General features: G+C 59.8%; 15 protein-coding genes. 8 read left to right on the forward strand and 7 right to left on the reverse strand.

The genetic code is table 11. From position 1 onward, the window contains the following. The first annotated feature begins 369 nt into the window (after window positions 1-369). On the forward strand, window positions 370-3810 hold the full coding sequence (pyc, locus tag B0E33_RS13125; protein WP_031270079.1) for a pyruvate carboxylase: 3441 nt from the start codon (window positions 370-372) through the stop codon (window positions 3808-3810). A 262-nt stretch (window positions 3811-4072) separates the two neighbouring features. Here the strand turns inward: pyc and B0E33_RS13130 are convergent, their stop codons facing one another. The 3 genes from B0E33_RS13130 to B0E33_RS13140 form a co-directional block, all read right to left on the reverse strand. After that, window positions 4073-4588 carry a DUF1697 domain-containing protein gene (locus tag B0E33_RS13130; protein WP_077291437.1) on the reverse strand — a complete coding sequence of 172 codons (516 nt, stop codon included), beginning with the start codon at window positions 4586-4588 and terminating at the stop codon, window positions 4073-4075. Between the two features lie 340 nt (window positions 4589-4928). Then, window positions 4929-5684, reverse strand: coding sequence for a glutamine amidotransferase (locus B0E33_RS13135; RefSeq protein WP_077293285.1), 756 nt, complete (start codon window positions 5682-5684; stop codon window positions 4929-4931). A 94-nt stretch (window positions 5685-5778) separates the two neighbouring features. Next, a complete protein-coding gene (locus B0E33_RS13140; protein WP_023002633.1) occupies window positions 5779-6255 on the reverse strand; it encodes a tellurite resistance TerB family protein in 477 nt (158 codons plus the stop codon). A 308-nt stretch (window positions 6256-6563) separates the two neighbouring features. Between B0E33_RS13140 and B0E33_RS13145 the strand changes: the two genes are divergently transcribed. From B0E33_RS13145 to B0E33_RS13165, 5 genes are all read left to right on the forward strand, one after another. Then, window positions 6564-7826, forward strand: coding sequence for an imelysin family protein (locus B0E33_RS13145; RefSeq protein WP_077291438.1), 1263 nt, complete (start codon window positions 6564-6566; stop codon window positions 7824-7826). Window positions 7827-7908: 82 nt separating this feature from the next. Beyond that, on the forward strand, window positions 7909-9438 hold the full coding sequence (locus tag B0E33_RS13150) for a di-heme oxidoreductase family protein (protein ID WP_077291439.1): 1530 nt from the start codon (window positions 7909-7911) through the stop codon (window positions 9436-9438). After that, the gene (locus B0E33_RS13155; protein WP_077291440.1) at window positions 9438-10517 is read left to right on the forward strand and encodes an imelysin family protein; all 1080 of its coding nucleotides are present in this window, start codon (window positions 9438-9440) and stop codon (window positions 10515-10517) included. The genes B0E33_RS13150 and B0E33_RS13155 overlap by 1 nt, the downstream gene beginning before the upstream one ends. Next, entirely contained in the window at window positions 10507-11649 is a 1143-nt protein-coding gene (locus tag B0E33_RS13160; RefSeq protein ID WP_077293287.1) for a DUF1513 domain-containing protein, read from the forward strand. Before B0E33_RS13155 ends, B0E33_RS13160 begins: the two co-directional genes overlap by 11 nt. A 283-nt stretch (window positions 11650-11932) precedes the next feature. Further along, window positions 11933-14845 carry an AsmA family protein gene (locus B0E33_RS13165; protein WP_077291441.1) on the forward strand — a complete coding sequence of 971 codons (2913 nt, stop codon included), beginning with the start codon at window positions 11933-11935 and terminating at the stop codon, window positions 14843-14845. 114 nt (window positions 14846-14959) lie between these two features. On the opposite strand, the gene B0E33_RS13170 is transcribed toward B0E33_RS13165, so the two are convergent. The 3 genes from B0E33_RS13170 to B0E33_RS13180 form a co-directional block, all read right to left on the reverse strand. Then, complete coding sequence (locus tag B0E33_RS13170) at window positions 14960-16012, reverse strand: adenylate/guanylate cyclase domain-containing protein (protein ID WP_075282205.1); 1053 nt, start codon at window positions 16010-16012, stop codon at window positions 14960-14962. Next, the gene (locus B0E33_RS13175; protein WP_075282204.1) at window positions 16009-16377 is read right to left on the reverse strand and encodes a group I truncated hemoglobin; all 369 of its coding nucleotides are present in this window, start codon (window positions 16375-16377) and stop codon (window positions 16009-16011) included. Before B0E33_RS13175 ends, B0E33_RS13170 begins: the two co-directional genes overlap by 4 nt. 262 nt (window positions 16378-16639) lie before the next feature. Continuing rightward, the gene (locus B0E33_RS13180) at window positions 16640-17011 is read right to left on the reverse strand and encodes a VOC family protein (RefSeq protein WP_077291442.1); all 372 of its coding nucleotides are present in this window, start codon (window positions 17009-17011) and stop codon (window positions 16640-16642) included. A gap of 46 nt (window positions 17012-17057) precedes the next feature. On the opposite strand from B0E33_RS13180, the gene B0E33_RS13185 reads away from it, so the two are divergent. Together B0E33_RS13185 and B0E33_RS13190 are read left to right on the forward strand one after the other, a co-directional pair. Next, window positions 17058-17591: a winged helix-turn-helix transcriptional regulator gene (locus B0E33_RS13185; RefSeq protein ID WP_208992225.1), complete on the forward strand. Its 534-nt coding sequence runs from the start codon at window positions 17058-17060 to the stop codon at window positions 17589-17591. Between the two features lie 220 nt (window positions 17592-17811). Next, entirely contained in the window at window positions 17812-18162 is a 351-nt protein-coding gene (locus B0E33_RS13190) for a hypothetical protein (protein ID WP_023002643.1), read from the forward strand. Window positions 18163-18180: 18 nt separating this feature from the next. On the opposite strand, the gene phnN is transcribed toward B0E33_RS13190, so the two are convergent. Continuing rightward, a complete protein-coding gene (gene phnN / locus B0E33_RS13195; protein ID WP_077291443.1) occupies window positions 18181-18738 on the reverse strand; it encodes a phosphonate metabolism protein/1,5-bisphosphokinase (PRPP-forming) PhnN in 558 nt (185 codons plus the stop codon). Between the last annotated feature and the right edge of the window lie 11 nt (window positions 18739-18749).

The raw sequence follows: 18749 nt of genomic DNA on the forward strand, positions 1-18749 counted from the left end.
TCTCACAAGATCTAGTGGGTTTCCGATGGAGCGGTGTCTACGCAGTTGGGCCGTCCTGAGGGTGAATTTGTCTTGCAGACAGGAATGTGTCCCGAAATGGTCAGCAGCCACGCAAGCCGGTTTTTGCGGTTTCGGTGCCTGTCCCGATCTGAAAATTGCTGCGCTGCACCTTTTTCAAAAAGTCCGGGAGGATCTGGGGTTCAATCGAATTAGTGTTCGTTTTCCTACAGTTACGGGCGCAGACGCAAAATTATTTTCCAAGTTAAAAAAAGGACATAGCTTCTGCCCCTTTTCAAGCGCCTCCGACCAAAGTAGAAATCTTGCCGAAACTGGCTTTTCGTTTTGCGTAAAATTAGGGGGAGAAGGCGTTTGGCGATAACAAAAATTCTCGTTGCTAACCGATCTGAAATCGCGATCCGGGTGTTCCGTGCCGCCAACGAGCTGGGCATGAAGACCGTTGCGATCTATGCCGAGCAGGACAAACTGGCATTGCACCGGTTCAAGTCCGACGAAGCGTATCAGGTCGGCAAGGGGCTCGGGCCGATCGAGGCGTACCTCTCCATCGACGAGATTATCCGCGTTGCCAAACTCTCCGGTGCAGACGCCATTCACCCCGGTTACGGCCTTCTGTCCGAAAGCCCGGAATTCGTGGATGCCTGCGAACAAGCCGGCATCACCTTCATTGGACCGAAGTCCGAAACCATGCGCCGCCTGGGCAACAAGGTGGCCGCGCGCAATCTGGCCATCGAGGCGGGTGTGCCGGTGATGCCGGCAACGGATCCGCTGCCGGACGACATGGACGAAATCAAGCGCCAGGCCGCCGAGATCGGCTACCCGGTCATGCTGAAGGCCTCCTGGGGCGGTGGTGGCCGCGGCATGCGCGTCATTCCGGACGAAGCGACCCTGGCCAAAGAAGTTCTGGCGGCCAAGCGCGAAGCCATGGCGGCATTCGGCAAGGACGAGATCTATCTGGAGAAACTGGTCCAGCGGGCGCGCCACGTTGAAGTTCAGATCCTGGGCGACGGCGAGAACGTGGTTCATCTGTTCGAGCGCGACTGTTCCATCCAGCGCCGCCACCAGAAGGTGGTCGAGCGCGCTCCGGCGCCGTATCTTTCGGCCGAAAAGCGGGCCGAGCTCTGTGAATATGGTCTGAAGATCGGCCGGGCCGTGAATTACCGCGGCGCCGGCACGGTCGAGTTCCTGATGGATGCCGACACCGGTGCCATCTACTTCATTGAAGTGAACCCGCGCGTCCAGGTGGAACACACGGTGACGGAAGAGGTCACCGGCATCGACATCGTCCAGGCACAGATCAAGATCTGCGAAGGCGAGAAGATCGGCACGCCGGAAAGCGGCGTTCCCTCCCAGGACAAGATCCGTCTCAACGGCCATGCCCTGCAGTGCCGCATCACGACGGAAGATCCGGAGCAGAACTTCATTCCGGATTACGGGCGCATCACCGCCTATCGCGGGGCGACGGGCTTCGGCATCCGTCTGGACGGCGGCACGGCGTATTCCGGTGCGGTCATCACCCGTTTCTACGATCCGCTTCTTGAAAAGGTCACGGCCTGGGCCCCGACGGCGGAAGACGCCCGCAAGCGCATGGACCGCGCCCTGCGCGAATTCCGTATCCGCGGTGTGGCGACAAACCTGGTGTTCCTGGAGAACATCATCAGCCATGCCGACTTCAAGGCCAACAACTACACGACCCGGTTCATCGACGAGACGCCGGCCCTGTTCGAGCAGACCAAGCGTCAGGACCGCGCAACCAAGCTCCTGACCTATATCGCCGACGTTTCGGTGAACGGTCATCCGGAAACCAAGAGCCGCGCACGTCCGCCGAAGGATGTGGCCGCGCCCGTCATCCCGAACTTCGGCGATGCCAAGCCCTCCGGCACACGCCAGTTGCTGGACGAATTGGGTCCGAAGGGTTTTGCCGACTGGATGAAGGACCAGAAGCGGACGCTGGTGACCGACACGACCATGCGCGATGCGCACCAGTCGTTGCTGGCAACCCGCATGCGGACCCACGATATCGTCAACATCGCGGATGCCTATGCAGCCGGTCTGCCGAGCCTGTTCTCGCTGGAATGCTGGGGTGGCGCGACCTTCGACGTTGCCATGCGTTTCCTGACCGAAAGCCCGTGGGAACGCCTGCACAAGATCCGCGAAAAGGCGCCGAATATCCTGTTGCAGATGCTGCTGCGCGGCTCCAACGGTGTCGGTTACACCAACTATCCGGACAATGTGGTCAAGTATTTCGTGGCGGAAGCCGCTGAAAACGGCATTGACCTCTTCCGCGTGTTCGACTGCCTCAACTGGGTGGAGAACATGCGTGTTTCCATGGACGCGGTCCAGGAAGCAGGCAAGCTGTGCGAAGGCGTGCTCTGCTATACCGGCGACATGCTGGACAGTGCCCGGCCGAAATACGACCTGAAATACTATGTCGGCCTTGCCAAGGAACTGGAAGCAGCCGGCGCACACATCCTGGGTCTCAAGGACATGGCCGGCCTGTTGAAGCCGGAAGCAGCCAAGGTCCTGATCCGGACGCTGAAACAGGAAGTCGGCCTGCCGATCCATTTCCACACGCACGACACTTCCGGCATCGCCGCGGCCACTGTTCTGGCAGCGGTCGAAGCGGGCGCCGACGCGGTGGACGCAGCCATGGACGCGCTGTCCGGCCTGACCTCCCAGCCGTGCCTTGGCTCCATCGTGGAAGCCCTGCGCGGTTCCGACCGTGATACCGGCCTCGACGCCAAGACGATCCGCCAGATCTCGTTCTACTGGGAAGCGGTGCGGACCCAATATCGTGCCTTCGAAAGCGACCTGCGCTTCGGGGCATCGGAAGTCTACCTGCACGAAATGCCGGGCGGCCAGTTCACCAACCTCAAGGAACAGGCCCGTTCGCTTGGCCTGGAAACCCGCTGGCACGAAGTGGCGCAGGCCTATGCCGACGTCAACATGATGTTTGGTGACATCGTCAAGGTGACCCCGTCTTCCAAGGTCGTCGGCGACATGGCGCTGATGATGGTCAGCCAGGGGCTGAGCGTTGCGGAGGTCGAGGATCCGGCGAAGGACGTCGCGTTCCCCGACAGCGTCGTCAAGATGCTGCACGGTGACCTCGGCCAGTCTCCGGGTGGATGGCCGGAAGCGCTTCAGAAGAAGGTTCTGAAGGGCGAAACCCCGATCACCGTGCGGCCGGGGTCGCTCCTGAAGGATGCTGATCTGGATGCGGAGCGAAAGACTGTTTCCGACAAGACCGGCCACGGCATCAGCAACACCGAGCTTGCCTCCTATCTGATGTACCCGAAGGTGTTCACCGACTTCGACAAGGCCCAGCAGCAATATGGTCCGACGTCCGTCCTGCCGACCCCGGTCTATTTCTACGGCCTGGAACCGGGTGACGAGATCTCCGTCGATCTGGAAGCCGGCAAGACGCTGGTGATCCGCTGCCAGGCGATCGGCGAGACCGACGAGAAGGGCGAGAAGAAGGTCTTCTTCGAGCTCAACGGCCAGCCGCGCAACGTCAAGGTTCCGGACCGCGCCCATGGCGCCACCGGAGCTGCCGCAATGCGCAAGGCCGAGGACGGCAACGCGGCGCATGTCGGAGCACCGATGCCGGGCGTCATTTCCACGGTGGCGATCACCGCCGGTCAGGATGTCACCGCCGGTGATGTGCTGGTCTCCATCGAAGCCATGAAAATGGAAACCGCACTCCACGCCGAACGCGACGGCAAGGTCAAGGAAGTCCTGGTCTCACCAGGTTCGCAGATCGACGCCAAGGACCTTCTGGTGGTCTTCGAAAGCTAAGATGCTGGCGACAGCATCAACCAAAGGCCGTCCGGATCCATTCCGGGCGGCCTTTTTGTGTCCACTTAGCTCGTCATTCCGGACAAGCGCGGCGGTGCCGCGTGCAGATCCAGGAGCCAGATATCATTCGCGCTTCAAGCGCGTCTTTCTTCCAGCTTGAGTGTTCGCTGCGCTCACGCTGACATCTGGTTTCCAGATCTGCGTGCAGCCTCGCTGCACTTGTCCGGAATGACGGTGGACGAGAGGCGGATTGTCTTCCTGGTCAGCCTCGTTCCCGGGCCATTTCCAGCAGCTTGCGGACAGTGTTGAGGTTTCTGGCGGTGCCGGGTTTCAGGGCCGGGAACTTCAATTTGGAGGGACCAGAGCCGTCAGGGTAACGGACGACGATTTCACGTCCAAGGACGACGGCCTCTTCGCCATCGGGTGCTACCATCGCCTCGAGGGCATCGGAGGGAGCAGCCTCCGGCAGAAAGTTCACCAGTACGCGGTTTGGCGGGGCGTCCGGAAACGGCATTTGCGCGCAAAGAGTTTCGAGTTCCGGGATGGTCCGAAGCATGACGCCCGGCGTCTTGCCGAAATAAGCCGTGAGGACTTCGGTGAGTCGGCACAGAACGTCCTCGGCTTCCAGATCTGACGTGAAGACAAGATTTCCGCTCTGTATATAGGTGGCAACAGCTTGAAGGCCGATGTCCTCAGCCATGGACCGAAGATCCGCCATCGGCAGCTTTCCGGTTCCGCCGACATTCACGGCGCGGAGCAGGGCGACAAAGACAGTCATCGTGGTGTCCCGGTGGTTTCTGTTTCGCCGCATAGACAGCCTTATTCGCAAGCGTTGCGCAATCGGCGTCATTAAAAGATTGGGTGCTTGCGACACTCATTTCAAAAGCCGTTCGGGATTATCTGGGGCGACTTTTGTTACTCTTTCGTCTGTCACCGGAGGTGAGACGCGCAAGGGGAGCCCGGTGACAATTGTTGCAGAATTCGAGGCGCCTGAGCCCCAGCCACTGTCGTTCCGGATCTGCGCACGGCTTCGCCTTGCTTGTCCGGAATGACGGTGGAGGCAGTTCAGGGTCTCGTTAAAGCAATGTCTTGCCGGGGTATCGGGTCTGATACGCCGGTTATTCCGCTGCCTTCAGCATGCCGTGGCAAACCGGGGCGGCGGCCGTGCCGATCCAGAGGTCCAGAAAACGGTCGAGCCATTTCCGAACAGCGGGATCGTAAACGAAGCGTCCGGCAAAATGGTCGCGGCGTTGCTGGGCGCCGGGCAGCTCCATGCGCGGGGCACCCTTGGTCGTCCAGCGGACCATCATCTGGTGGGTCAGTTCCGGGTGAAACTGGATGCCGTAGCCGCAAGACCCGACGCGGATCGCCTGGTTCGGATAAGTCGGTCCGGAGGCCAGCAGATCGGCGCCGCGGGGCAGGTCGAACCCTTCCCGATGCCATTGATAGACCTTTTTCGGCCAGTCCATCAGGGATTTGCCTGCCTCGGTCGGCTGCAGCGGATAATAGCCGATCTCAACCAGGCTCTCATGATGGCCCGTAACTGTGCCGCCCATATGCTTGACCATCATCTGCGCACCAAGGCAGATGCCGAGAAAGGGTTTTTCCTCGGCAAGCGGAACACCGATCCAGTCGATTTCCTTTTGAATGAAGGCATCGGGATCGTTGGTGCTCATCGGGCCGCCGAAAATGACGGCGCCGGCATGGTTTTCCATGGTGTCAGGGAGAAGGTCGCCGAACCGAGGCTTGCGGATGTCCAGCGCGAAGCCGCGCTTTACAAGCTCAAGGCCCACTCGTCCGGGCGAGGAATGCTCCTGATGCAGGACAATCAGGACTTTCGGTCGGTTCTTCACGGGATCGGACTGAAAAAGCATGGACTTAATATGAGGGAGGTCGGCACGAAAATCGAGTCCCGTTGCCACTTCATCCTGCATAAATACGCGTCCCGGCTGATTATCGCGTGGGCGATCAGTCCAGTTCGTCGGTCTCCGGGGCAGTCTGGGCAACCTTGTGGCGCAGGGTCATGCGATCGCGTGTGGAGACCCCGAGAAGTTCGGCAACCCGCCAGATTGTGTTGTCCTCGAACTCGTGCACGTGGCCGTCGGCATAGACGATTTCCCACATCATCTCGACGATCGCGAGGCGCTCTTCCTCGTCGGTTGTGCGCTTCAGCACCGATGTGAAGCCGTACAGATCGACCGCTTCCTCGTCGCGCTGCTTGGCGGCGGCGATCAGTTCGGTGGTTTCCTTGTCCGTCAGGTCATAGTGCTTGCGCAGGATTTCCCGCAGCTTCGAGCTTTCGCTTTCCTCGATCACACCGTCGATATCGATCAGGTGAAACAAGAGAGCCGCCGCAGCCAGGCGCTTGTCGTCTTCGGCGAAGGTCTTTTCTCCGCTGTCACCAAAGGTCAGCTCCCGAACAAAACTTTTCAGCGCATTGAGCATGTCTGTCGTTCCTGTTGCCTGGCCCCCCAAACAGGCCGGCTTTTATTGCTATACCATTCCCTCTTTACCATCAAAGGGTTGATGTCGGCTTTAAGACTTTGAGATGGGAATCAAATCCGGCATTTATAAGTCAACTTTTTGGAACTGTTCTAAACTATTGATTTTTTTGGAATTATAACTTGACTTCCTGCCTCATGAAATGGTTTCCCTCTCCCTGCGGCGCGTGTTTCCGCGCCACAAAATCATTCAGGTTTCGCCCAGAGACGGTCCACGCGCACTGCGGGCGACACATATTACGGGATGGATCAATGAATACTTTCAAGCTTGGCCTTCTGGCCGCTTCTGCCCTTTTCGTCACACCGGCCCTGGCTGCAGCACCTTCCGACGTTCTGTCGACCTACGGCGACATCGCCCAGGCGAAATATGCGGACTCGCTCGCAACGGCCAAGACGCTCAAGACCGCGATCGACAAGCTCGTAACTGAGCCGACCGAAGCAAACCTGGAAGCCGCGCGCACCGCCTGGAAGGAAGCACGCGACCCTTACCAGCAGACAGAGGCGTACCGTTTCGGCAACGCCATTGTCGACGATTGGGAAGGCAAGGTGAATGCATGGCCGCTCGACGAAGGCCTGATCGACTATGTTGACGCGTCCTACGGTGATGAATCGGAAGAAAACGATCTCTACGTCGCCAACGTGATCGCGAATCCGTCACTCAAGGTCGGTGGCGAAACCATCGATGCCACCGAAATCACGCCGGCCCTGCTTGCTGAATCCCTTCAGGAGGCTGGCGAAGTGGAAACAAATGTCGCCACCGGCTATCACGCCATCGAATTTCTGCTGTGGGGTCAGGACCTCAACGGCACCGAAGCCGGTGCCGGCAACCGCCCAGCCACCGACTTTGATCCGGCAAACTGCACCGGTGGCAATTGCGAGCGCCGCATTCAGTATCTGCAGGCCGCAACCGATCTTCTGATTACGGATCTTGAAGAAATGGCCAATGCCTGGGCTCCTGACGGGGCTGCGCGCGAAGAACTGGCCGGCAAGGGCGAGGCCGGTGGTCTTGCTACCATCCTGACCGGCATGGGATCTCTTTCCTATGGCGAACTGGCCGGTGAGCGCATCAAGCTTGGCCTTATGCTGCATGATCCGGAAGAAGAGCATGACTGCTTCTCCGACAACACCCACATGTCGCACTACAACGACGTGGTCGGTATCCGGAACGTCTATTTCGGGTCGTACAAGAGCCCGGTCGGCAACGATGTTTCCGGTGCTTCCCTGGCCGATCTGGTGGCGGAAAAGGACCCGGCGCTGGCAGAAGAAATGAAGACGAAGCTCGACGCCACGCTGGCGGCTTTCGAAGCCATGAAGGCCCGGGCCGAAAGCGGCGAAGCCTACGACCAGATGATCGGCGAAGGCAATGACGAGGGCAACGCCGTCGTGCAGGCCGCTGTCGATGCACTGGTTGACCAGACGGCTTCCATCGAGCGGGTCGTCAAGGTGCTTGAACTCGACGATATTGCGTTTGAAGGTTCCGACAGCCTAGACAACCCGGGCGCCGTTTTCGAATAATCGAACAGATCGTCAGGCGGCATCGGCCGCCTGACGGCTTGTCCGCGAATTGGGGCTCGCGGATTACAGTCAGGATGCGAATATGAGACTGGTCCCCAGACCGGGCGCCATGACGGGCGTCTTTTTGTGTTTCTGCCTGGCGGCAGGAACCGCTCTTTCAGATGATACGCTGTCTCACCGGGATGATCTGTCGGCCAAGGACAGGGTCAAGGCCGCGAAGGTTCTGCAGCCGCCGGCCGATTTCGAAGCCGCTGAAGCCTTTGAAATCATGCAGGGCGGGGCCGGGACGTCCCGAAAGCGGATCAACCGGGATGCCTATTCCCACTCCAATGCCAATCTGACCTTCGAAGAACAGGCCACCTTCAAGGTAGGCAACGGGCTTTTCAAGAAACTCTGGGCGTCTTCTCCCTCGTCGACACAGGCATCGGATGGCCTGGGGCCGCTCTATAACGCGCGCTCCTGTCAGGGGTGTCACTTGAAGGATGGCCGGGGCCGACCGCCGCGGGTGGGTGAAGACGCGGTTTCCATGTTCCTTCGCCTGTCCATCCCGCCTCAGTCCGAGGCGCAGCGTCAGGCACTTGCCGACAAGGATATCCTGCTGGTGCCGGAGCCGACCTACGGCGGTCAGTTCCAGACTTTTGCTGTGCCAGGTCTGCCCGGTGAAGGACGCTTCGATATCGATGTGGAGGAGATCGAGGTTCCGCTGGACGGTGGGGAAAAGGCTGTGTTGCAGAAGCCCGTCTACAGGATCCGAGATCTTGGATATGGCGACATGCACCCCGACACCATGATTTCTGCCCGCGCGGCTCCGCCCATGATCGGCCTCGGTCTGGTACAGGCCATTCATCCCGGCGACATTGAAGCGCTTGCGGACCCCGACGACATCGACAGTGATGGAATTTCCGGCAAGGTCAGCCGGGTTCGTGACCCCGCGACGGGTGCGTTAACGCTTGGCCGTTTCGGCTGGAAGGCTTCCAAACCCTCGATCCGTGCCCAGTCCGCAGCAGCGTTTGCCGGCGATATCGGCATTTCGACACCCGAGATGCCGGACAATTACGGCGACTGCACCAAGGCGCAGACAGCTTGCCGCGCCTTGCCTCATGGCGAACAGGCAAACCTTGGTGTCTCGGAAGCTCCGGACCCGGTCATGGATCTCGTCACTTTCTATTCGGAAAACCTGGCGGTGCCGATGCGCCGCGACGTGGATGATCCCGCGGTGCTGAAAGGCAAGCAGGTTTTCTACCAGTCGGGCTGTCCGGCCTGCCACCAACCGAAATTCGTGACCAGTCGAAAGGCGGAAAATCCGGCGCACAGGTTCCAGTTGATCTGGCCTTATTCGGATTTCCTGTTACATGACATGGGGGAAGCCCTTGCTGACAATCGCCCGGTGGGTGACGCCAGTGGACAGGAGTGGCGTACGCCGCCGCTATGGGGCATTGGCCTGACCGAGACTGTCAACAATCACACCCGGTTCCTGCACGACGGCCGTGCACGCAATCTGCTGGAAGCGGTCCTGTGGCACGACGGCGAAGCCCGACAGGCGCGCGACGCTGTGGTTGCGCTTCCGCCCGCCGACCGACAATCGCTTATACGTTTTCTGGAGTCCCTTTGATGCGCTGTTTGCTATTTGCCGCTCTCGTTTCCGGAGCCGTTATCGCCCAGCCCGCGTTCGCCACGGACTACGAGCCGAAACTCGACAATCTGATCGAGGCCTATATCCAACCGGCAACCGGTGCGTTTGCCGAAACCTCTGCAAATCTGCCGGACGCTGTTCGAGCGGTCTGCGCAAATGCGGACGAAGCATCGGTCGAGGGGTTCAGGACGGCCTTTTCAGACACTGTTCGGGATTTCTCCCATGTGCATTTCTTGCGGTTTGGCCCGTTGATCGACAACGATCGCCTCAGTCGGCTGGCCTTCCTGCCCGATCCGCGTGGCATCACGCAACGCCAGATCCGCAAGCTTCTCGCTTCTGAAGACAAGGACGCCTTGTCTGCGGCGACGCTCAAGGACAAGAGCGTCGCGGTTCAGGGGCTGACAGCACTGGAATTGCTTGCTTTCGACAAGGACAGTGCGGTTCGGCTTGGGCAGGCGGACGACGGCAAGGACTTCAGCTGCGGTTATGCTCTGGCAATTTCGGAAAACCTTGCGGCCATGGCCAGCGAAATCGCTACCGGCTGGCAGGATCCTGACGGATACAGCGAGGTGCTCTTGACAGCCGAAGGCGGCAACGAGCGGTTCCATACGTCGAAGGAAGCGTTGGAAAGCGTGTTCAACGCGCTGGTCACGGGGCTGATCATCGCGCGAGATCAGGATGTACTTCCGGCGTTGGGAACCGGCAAGGACAAGGCCAGGGCGACGCGCTTTCCGTTCTCGCGCTCCGGCAACAGTGTGGTCTATCTCAACGGCGAACTGCTCGGCATTCAGAAGGCCATTGCTTCCCTGGACCTGAAGGACCTGACGCCGGACGATTTCACCTGGATTTACGACACGCTCGACTTCGAGTTTGGCAATGCTGTCACTCTTTTGGGGACCCTGGATCCGCCCTTGCGCCAGTCCTTCGAAGAAGGCGATGCCTACGACAAGATGGTTGTGCTGGCGATCACGCTGAAATCGCTTCGCGACACGATTGCCCTTGAACTTGCAGGTGCCCTGGAACTTGCTGGAGGTTTTAATGCGCTCGATGGTGACTAAGCCCCTTTCCCGGCGTGGTTTTCTGGCAGCACTCGGCGGCCTTGCCGCCTTGCCGGCATTTTCCGGCTCGACGCTGGCGGCAAGCCTTCTGAACCGGGAAGCTTCCGACGGCGTGCCACTGTTCGTGAGCGCCTACAAGCTTGAAAACGGCGATTATGGAGTCGGTGTTGTCGACGACCTTGGACAGGTTCTGGCCAGGATCGGTCTGCCGGGACGGGGCCACGGCGTCGCGGTTTCTCCCGACAAGACCAGATTTGTGGCCTTCGCCCGCCGGCCCGGCACTTTCGCTGTCGTGGTTCGGCCATATCAGGATGTGGAGCCGGAGGTTCTCACGGCGGAACCTGGCCGCCATTACTATGGACATGGCTGTTTTTCCGCTGATGGCAGACTGCTCTATGCGGTCGAAAACGACTATGCCGTAGCCCGTGGCGTGATTGGTGTTTACGACATGAGTGGCCGTCAGGTTCAGCGGATCGGCGAGATCGAGACCCATGGCATCGGTCCGCATGACTTGCTGCTCGCGCCGGACGGGCGCACGCTTGTCGTTGCCAATGGCGGCATCATGACCCATCCGGACAAGGGGCGGGAAAAGCTCAATCTCGACACCATGGCGCCGACCGTGGTGTTCCTGGACCGGGAAACCGGTGATCTTCATGCCAGCCACGCTTTGGACGCTTCCCTGCACCAGCTGTCGCTCCGGCATATGGCGCTGGACGGACAAGGGCGGGCGTGGGTCGGCGGTCAGTTCGAGGGGCCGGAAACAGACCTGCCGCCTCTGGTTGGCGTGTTTTCGCGGGACGAAGCCCCCATCTTGACGGAAATTCCGACAGGTATCGCGTCAGGCCTTCAGAACTACATCGGCTCGGTGACCGCAAACGCAAGCGGTGAGGTGATTGCAACGTCCGCTCCAAGGGGTGGGCAGACGTTGTTCTGGAAGGCCGATACCGGCGCATTCCTGGGTGCCGAGGCCATTGCCGACGGATGCGGCGTTGCGCCGATCGATCAGGGCAGCTTTCTGATATCTGACGGCAACGGGGCATTGTCTCTTGTTGAGGATCCTGCCCAGCCGGCGGAAATTCTGGCTCGCCCACCGGGCATTTCCTGGGACAATCACATGTTTGCCCTGTCCTGAGACAGAGCATCGGACGGCCGGATCCTGCACCATTCAGGCTGTTTTCAGCCTGAATGGTGCCAACCGGGGGCAAATTCGGCAGACTTCCTGCTTTTGTCAAAATCGGCTGGCACAGTGATCGGGATCGTATGCCGGTCCCAGGGGCGGTATGCGGTGTTGTAGACCGATGTGCCGGTATTTGATCGTTCTGTCTCCTTTCCTGCGAAAGCGGTTGCTTCTGCTTGGGGACGTTCCGGCCCGATTGGTCTACATTGGGGACCGATTCGCGACGGGGAGACACTAAATGCGTCGGCTTTTGATCGGACTGGGCAGTCTGCTGTTCATGCTGGTAACCATCATTCTGGTGGTGCCGCTGTTCCTGCCCAAGGACGAAATCAAGCGTCAGGTAGTTGAGCAGGTGGACAAGCGCTTTGGCTGGCGCGTGCGCCTGGACGGACCTGTGTCCTTGTCGCTGTTTCCCGGATTTTCGCTGGTCGCGGAAGATATCGGCCTTGCCGGCGAGGCCGGTGCCGACGGAATCGAGTTTGCCAAGGCCGAGCGTGTCGAATTTGGGCTCGCCTGGGGTGGTCTGGTTTCCGGCAATATCCAGGTGACCGGAATTGCCCTGGACAAGCCGGACATCTATCTGGAAATCGGCCCGAACGGCACCACGAGCTGGGAGCCCCGCCGCGACATCAGCGACATTGGCGACTTGATCGAGGCTGAAACCGGCGACGCTGAAACCGATGCGGTGGCGGAAGCCACGCCAGCGCCTGCGTCTGAAGCAGAGCCGGCAGAAACAGCCGCAGCTCCCGAGGGCTATCTCAAGAGCATTGGTGTCGACAGCCTGCAGATCACTGGTGGCACGGTGACCTACAAGGCGCCGGATGCTGCCGAGCCGGTTCGTATCTCCAACCTTGATCTCAGCCTGCAGGCGCCCAGCCTGTCGGGTGAGGTGGATCTGACATCCAGTTTCACGTTCCGCGAAATGCCGGTCGCCGTCGCAGGATCCCTGACCAACCCGCTCGCTCTCATGGGCGGGGAGCAGGTTCCGGTGGACCTGAAAATTTCCAGCGGTGAAAACAGCGTCTCCGTCACCGGTCAATCCGGCCTCGATCCGATGCGCGCCGAATTGGCCCTTTCTGCAGCCGGTCCTTCCCTGAAAGCGCTTGCAGCGCTGGCCGGGCAGGACCTTGCCGCCGATCCGGGTGCTTTTGCCGTGTCGGCCAAGGTTGCAGGCACCGAGGCCATGCTGTCGCTGGCTGATCTCGACATCACGCTTGGCCAACTGTCTCTTGGCGGTGCGGCGGACGCGGATCTGTCGGGGAGCGTTCCTGAAGTCTCCGGCCGGCTGGTGCTGAAAGACGGTTCGATTGCCGATCTCCTGCAGCTGGCGGGCAGGGATTTGCCTGCAAGCGGCAAACTCAGCCTCGACCTTGCCTTTGCAACCGTTGGGCAGACAGGGGAAGAACTGCTTGCCGGTCTTGATATCACGGGGTCCGTACGTATCGCCGAGGGCGAGATTGGCGGACTTGGGCTTGCTTCGGCGGTCGGCGGCGATCCGGAAGCGGACCGCCTGACGAACCTTGCCATGGATATCGATCTGCAGGGACTGGAAAACCCGATATCGCTCAGCGGTGCCTTGTCCTGGCGCGGCGAAGCGTTCAGCCTGACCGGCGAAGGCGATACCGCTCGCCTGCTGGCGGGGGGAGCTGCGCCGGTTTCCGTGAGCGTGAAAGGCAATCGCGTGAGCGCCGGCTTCAATGGTCGGGCTTCGCGTGACGGTGCGCTTGATGGTGCGGTCAGCGTCGATACTGCCGACCTGCGCGGGCTCATGGCGTGGCTCGGCAAACCGCTTGGCAGCGGTGGCGGTCTGAAGCGCTTCAAGGCTTCGGGTATCTTCGGCGTTGCAGGCGAGACGATTTCATTCGAGGAAACACGGTTCACGCTGGACGATACGTCGGGTGAAGCCAACGGACGGATCGTCCTTGGTGGCAAGCCAAGCGTTACGGCGCGGCTGGATCTGCGGGAACTTGTGCTCGACCCCTATCTCGGCGGCGCATCGTCTTCGGGTGCAGGCAGCGGCGGTGGTGGCGGTTCTGGCCAGGCGTCCGGAAATTCCTCGGCTGGCGGCGGCAAACGCGGTGGGGCAGGTGGCTGGAGTACAGAGCCGATAGATTTCTCCGGCCTCAATGCGATCGACGCGGACTTCAAGCTGACCACCAGCGAAATCCGCTGGGACAAGATCAAGATCGACCAGAGCGCCCTGTCGACCACCATCAAGAACGGTGTGCTGACTGCGAACCTGGAAAAGCTGGCACTTTACGGCGGCTCCGGCACCGGTACGGTTACGCTCAACGGGGCGTCCGCAACACCTCAAGTTGCCGCGAAATTTGCTCTCGCCAACCTCAATGCCTATCCGTTGCTGCGTGATGCAGCCGATTTCAGCTGGATCGAAGGCAAGGCCAACATCAACCTGGATGTTACCTCCAAAGGCGGCAGCGAACAGGCATTGGTGCAGGCCCTGAACGGGACAGCCAACTACACGTTCGCCGACGGCGCGATCAAGGGCATCAACGTGCCGCAGATAGTGCGTGGCCTGTCGGTGGAGACGTTGCTCGGATGGCAGGCCAATCCGTCGGCCAAGACCGATTTCAGCTCGCTCGGGTCAACGTTCCAGATCCAGAACGGCATTGCCAAGACCGACGATCTGTCGCTGATCGGGCCGCTGGTTCGCATGACCGGCAAGGGCACGACGGACATGCCGGCGCAGCGACTTTCCTGGCGTGTGGAGCCGAAGATCGTGCCGACGCTGGAAGGCCAGGCCCCGCAGCCTCGGCGGAAGGGCGAAGACAAGAAGCTGGCCGGCCTAGGTGTGCCCATCGTGATCGAAGGTCCGTGGAACGATCCGCGGATCTATCCGGACATCAAGGGTATTCTGGAAAACCCGGAGGCAGCCTACAAGCAACTGCAGCAGACCGGCGGTGAGCTGATCTCCATTCTTCAGGGAAAGAAGGAACCGTCCCAGGAGCTGGTTGACCAGGCGAACAAGGTCATCAACCAGGCGACCGGCGGCAAGACCCAGATCGACGTTCAGAAGGTTCTGGACGGCGAGGTCGATGACGAGGAAGTTCTGAAAGCGGTAGAAGAAGGCTTCGGCCTGCCTTCCGGCCTTTTGGGCAACGTGTTCGGAAACAAGAAGAAAAACAAGAACTGACAGCACATTGGCGCAATGGTGCTGCGTTTCGGGGCCGCACCTTTGCTTTTGTCGTGGGACTGAGCGGGCAGGTTTCGGCAGTGCGAGTGATCTGGCAGCGGACTTGTTGTCCGGTCAGAACTGCCGCGCCCGATGGGCCAGTTCGACGCCGGGGCTGACCCGCATCAGCCGCATTTCTCCGAAGCTGCGGATCTCGCGTTTGCCAAGGTCTTCCAGGTGAAACTCATCCACCAGGAATTCCTTCATGGCATCCGGTGCAACGACGCACATGGGATTGGCGAATTCCTGCAGTCGTGCGGCAAGGTTCACTGCCGAGCCGAAGACGTCATAAACGTACTTCTGGATTCCGACGACGGAACCGACTGCCGATCCCGTACCCAGTCCGACACGCGCCCGCCACTTGTGTTGATGGCTCTGGTTTCGGCGCTCCAGGTAACGAATGAAGCGGACGGCGCAGTTGGCAACAGCGCGCATGTGATCCGGTGAGGGCTCGGGCATGCCTGAAACGGCAAGATAGGCATCGCCGATGGTCTTTATGCGCTCACAACCGAATTGCTCGGCGATACGGTCGAATGCGGTAAAGATGTCGTTCAGTTCTCCAAGCGTCACCGTCGGGTCGTGCTCTGCGGAGAATTTCGTGAAGTCCACGAAGTCGAGCATGACCACGGAAACGCTCTCGTAAAGCTGCGGCGTGACGACACCGAAGGTCTTGAACTCCTCGTAGACCGAACGCGGCATCAGGTTGAGCAGCAAACGCTCGACACGTTCCTTCTCGCGTTCCAGTTCGCGCGTATTCCGCTCTACCATGGAGGAGTAACTGTCGATCATCGACTCCAGTTCGCGGATCCGCGTGATGTTCTGGCACTCAACGACGAGGAAGTCCTGTTCTTCAGCTGGCGAAACGGTCAGGGCGATAACCAGGGTCCGGCGCTTGAGCTTGACGGAGACTTCTCCGGAAAAGCGTCCCTGCTCTTTGATTGCTTCACGAAGCTGTTCGATGTCGATATCCGGCAGCAGATCGGCAAGCGTGGTGACGGCTTCCGGCTTGCCGAACCAATCGGAAAACGGAGCGTTCTGGAACAGGAACTGGAGGTCCTTGCTGTTGACGACGGCAATGCCGACCCCGATCGCACGCAAGAGCTGCTGGTTGATGGCGGTGATGCTCATGTCGCACCGGTCGAAAGGATGGCGGAACGTCGCGCTTCGATTGCCGACATCACGGACTTGATGTCTGCAGGGTCGAACTTGTGTTCCACCAGCGTCTCGCGCAGGAGACGTGCAACTTCGTCAAAGTCCTCGTTTTTCAGGTCAAGGGTGGCATGGGTCCGTCTCAGCCGCTCTTCCGAGTAGCTGACCGGCCCGCCCAACAGATAGGAGATAAACTTGGTCTGATGATCGATCAGGCGGGTCATGTCGACGTCGTCGAAAAAGTCACCGATCTCGTCGGAATCGAGAACCTTGTCGTAAAAGGTCATTACGATGCGGCTCACCGACCCGAAGCCGCCGTACTTTTCAAACAATGTCGCAGGCATGCCGCAGAACTCGATTTTCAGAATGAGATCAAGAATAAGAGAGTAGTCGACTATTCTGGCAATGCAAAGATTTTGTGTCGACTATTCCTTTGCGTCATTCGTCAGCTTCCTCTGGGAAGCATGACGTATTTCTGTCGCCGGTTGCCTGTCAGATCGTAATTTCGTGCCTTGGATGTTTGCGAAAACCCGCTGCAGACAGCATCCGGTCGGTCGCCCGGCCGGATGTGCCGATGTTCTTCGGGGGGCGTTCCTTGTGAGCCGCCTATTTGGACAGGTCCTGAGCAAGCATGAGCGCGTTGCCATCCGGATCGTAGAAGGTTGCGGTGCTGACCATGCCTTCGATGGTCTCCGTCGCTCCGTCGAATTTGACACCGGCCTCTTCCAGCGCACTGCGGGCACCTGCGATATCGGCCACGCCGAAGACGGGAACCGTGTTTCCGGGCGTGGGTTCGGATTGTTCGCCCAGTCCCAGGGTCACGCCTTCGGTTCGGGTTGCCAACTCGCTCCAACCAGCTTCGTCCATATGATAGAGCAACTCGAATCCGAGTTTTTGCGCGTACCAGTCGGCACTTGCATGCCTGTCGCGAACGGAGAGGGCGAGAGTGATCGTATTATCCAGAGAAACGACAGGCATGAGACTTTCCTATGTATCAAAAGTATAGTAGCTATAAAATATGAATATGCAGCTTCTTGTCAACCTCACATCCAAAGCCTGGTCGCTGAAAATTCTGGCTCAGTTGCATGCAGGTGTTTCCGGTCGGCAAGCCCCGCTGATCGCGGCGACAGGGGCGAGTCGCAGTTCTTTTGCAGCAAGCCTTGAACATCTGTTCCAGCTTGGACTGCTGGAGCGGAACCCCGGCCACGGCCATCCCCTGCGGCCCGAGTTTCGGCTGACGGACAAAGGCAAGGCTGTTGCTGCCATGGCGAGCCGGATCGAGGAGATCGTTCCGAACGAGGATGCCTTTTCGGTACTGCGACGCAGCTGGACGGTGCCTATCCTGGCAGTAACCGGGGCGCCAAGCCGGTTTTCGGCGATCAAGTCAGACCTCGGACCGGTGACGGACCGGGCCCTGTCGAAGTCCCTTGGTGTTCTGGAAGAGCAGGAGTGGCTGAGGCGGGACATCGACCTGTCACAGCGCACACCTTTCCCGATCTATCACGCCGTGAATGCGGGTTTGAAAATCAATCAGGCGATCGCTGCGGGCGCCCGTTGACCCGGATGTGAACCAAAGTTCTACCCTGTGGTTGTATTTTCTGGCCTCAAAATGAAGGTTTTCCGGCCGCAGTCCACCGCACAAGGCTTTGTCCAAAAACAATAATTTCGAAATCAATGAATCTGGGCGTGTAATGACGCATCATGACTCTTCTGGTTCATTGCAGTTTCCGGGTGTAGCGCTACGCTTGAGTGGTCGAGGCGAATCTTGCGAGGCAAGCATGTCCCGGTCAGACGAAGAGAAATGCGGTCGCCTGATGCGCACCGCTTGCAGGAATGTCATCGGATTCTGGCAGCTTTTGCAGGAACCGGATGTTCACAGGCTCGATCATGTCAAACGCCTGCAGTATCGGGCCTACATGATCGGTTCCGCCCTCCATCTGGCAGACCTTGTGGTCAGGCACGAACACGCCCTGATCCATCTCCGCCGGGCGGTCGGGGAGCCCGAACTGGGCGAAGAAGCAAAACAGTTCCGCACCATGGTTCACGCGTTCGACGGTGATCATCAGGACGCACTGGATGCCAGGGCCCTGATTTTCAGTCAGGCCGTTCAGAGCGCGTTTGCGGATTAGAGACGGGTACGGTTGAGGTCAAAGGCCGAGTGCGGCGACCATCCTGTCGACCGCATCCTCCACCGTGCCGGTGTTTTCGATGCGGATCAGATTGGCGACGTTTTCCGGTTCAAGGTCGGCACGGCGCAGCCGTTCCTCTATTTCCTGTCTGCTTTCGCGGCCACGTGCGGCGAGGCGTTCGGCAAGGACTTCGACCGGCGCGGTGATCAGCAGAACGCTGGCGTTTCGGTACTTGTCCTCTGCGTGCTTCAATACCTTGCGCGAGCCATTGGCAATCACGGTTGCGCCCGCTTCGATTGCCCGGTCGTAGCTTTGCGGGATGACGTAGCCGAGCCCGTGGGCCTCCCAGCACAGGGCAATCTTTCCGGCAGCTTTCAGCTGATCGAATTCGGCGCGCGAAAGCGTGTCGTGATCCTCAGCCTCGACATCAGCCTGCCGGGTGATCGCTCTCCGGGCGAAGCTGACGTCCGTCCGGCCCGCCAGACGGGCCTTGAGCGCGGCCATCAATGTGTCCTTGCCGGCTCCGCTCGGGCCGACCACGAGCACCATGCGGCCGGGGCCGAGTTTTTCTGTCATGTCTGATGCAG

It is taken from the genome of Roseibium algicola (assembly GCF_001999245.1).
Classification (GTDB): Bacteria; Pseudomonadota; Alphaproteobacteria; order Rhizobiales; family Stappiaceae; genus Roseibium; species Roseibium algicola.

Excerpts from the sequence above, each read along its gene's own strand:
- B0E33_RS13180 (WP_077291442.1), bottom strand. The coding sequence starts at position 17,011 with ATGCCTGTCGTTTCTCTGGATAATACGATCACTCTCGCCCTCTCCGTT.
- B0E33_RS13170 (WP_075282205.1), bottom strand. The coding sequence starts at position 16,012 with ATGAGCATCACCGCCATCAACCAGCAGCTCTTGCGTGCGATCGGGGTC.
- phnN (WP_077291443.1), bottom strand. The coding sequence starts at position 18,738 with ATGACAGAAAAACTCGGCCCCGGCCGCATGGTGCTCGTGGTCGGCCCG.
- B0E33_RS13140 (WP_023002633.1), bottom strand. The coding sequence starts at position 6,255 with ATGCTCAATGCGCTGAAAAGTTTTGTTCGGGAGCTGACCTTTGGTGAC.
- B0E33_RS13150 (WP_077291439.1), top strand. The coding sequence starts at position 7,909 with ATGAGACTGGTCCCCAGACCGGGCGCCATGACGGGCGTCTTTTTGTGT.
- B0E33_RS13130 (WP_077291437.1), bottom strand. The coding sequence starts at position 4,588 with ATGACTGTCTTTGTCGCCCTGCTCCGCGCCGTGAATGTCGGCGGAACC.
- B0E33_RS13145 (WP_077291438.1), top strand. The coding sequence starts at position 6,564 with ATGAATACTTTCAAGCTTGGCCTTCTGGCCGCTTCTGCCCTTTTCGTC.
- B0E33_RS13185 (WP_208992225.1), top strand. The coding sequence starts at position 17,058 with ATGCAGCTTCTTGTCAACCTCACATCCAAAGCCTGGTCGCTGAAAATT.
- B0E33_RS13190 (WP_023002643.1), top strand. The coding sequence starts at position 17,812 with ATGTCCCGGTCAGACGAAGAGAAATGCGGTCGCCTGATGCGCACCGCT.
- B0E33_RS13175 (WP_075282204.1), bottom strand. The coding sequence starts at position 16,377 with ATGCCTGCGACATTGTTTGAAAAGTACGGCGGCTTCGGGTCGGTGAGC.
- B0E33_RS13160 (WP_077293287.1), top strand. The coding sequence starts at position 10,507 with ATGGTGACTAAGCCCCTTTCCCGGCGTGGTTTTCTGGCAGCACTCGGC.
- B0E33_RS13135 (WP_077293285.1), bottom strand. The coding sequence starts at position 5,684 with ATGCTTTTTCAGTCCGATCCCGTGAAGAACCGACCGAAAGTCCTGATT.
- B0E33_RS13155 (WP_077291440.1), top strand. The coding sequence starts at position 9,438 with ATGCGCTGTTTGCTATTTGCCGCTCTCGTTTCCGGAGCCGTTATCGCC.
- B0E33_RS13165 (WP_077291441.1), top strand. The coding sequence starts at position 11,933 with ATGCGTCGGCTTTTGATCGGACTGGGCAGTCTGCTGTTCATGCTGGTA.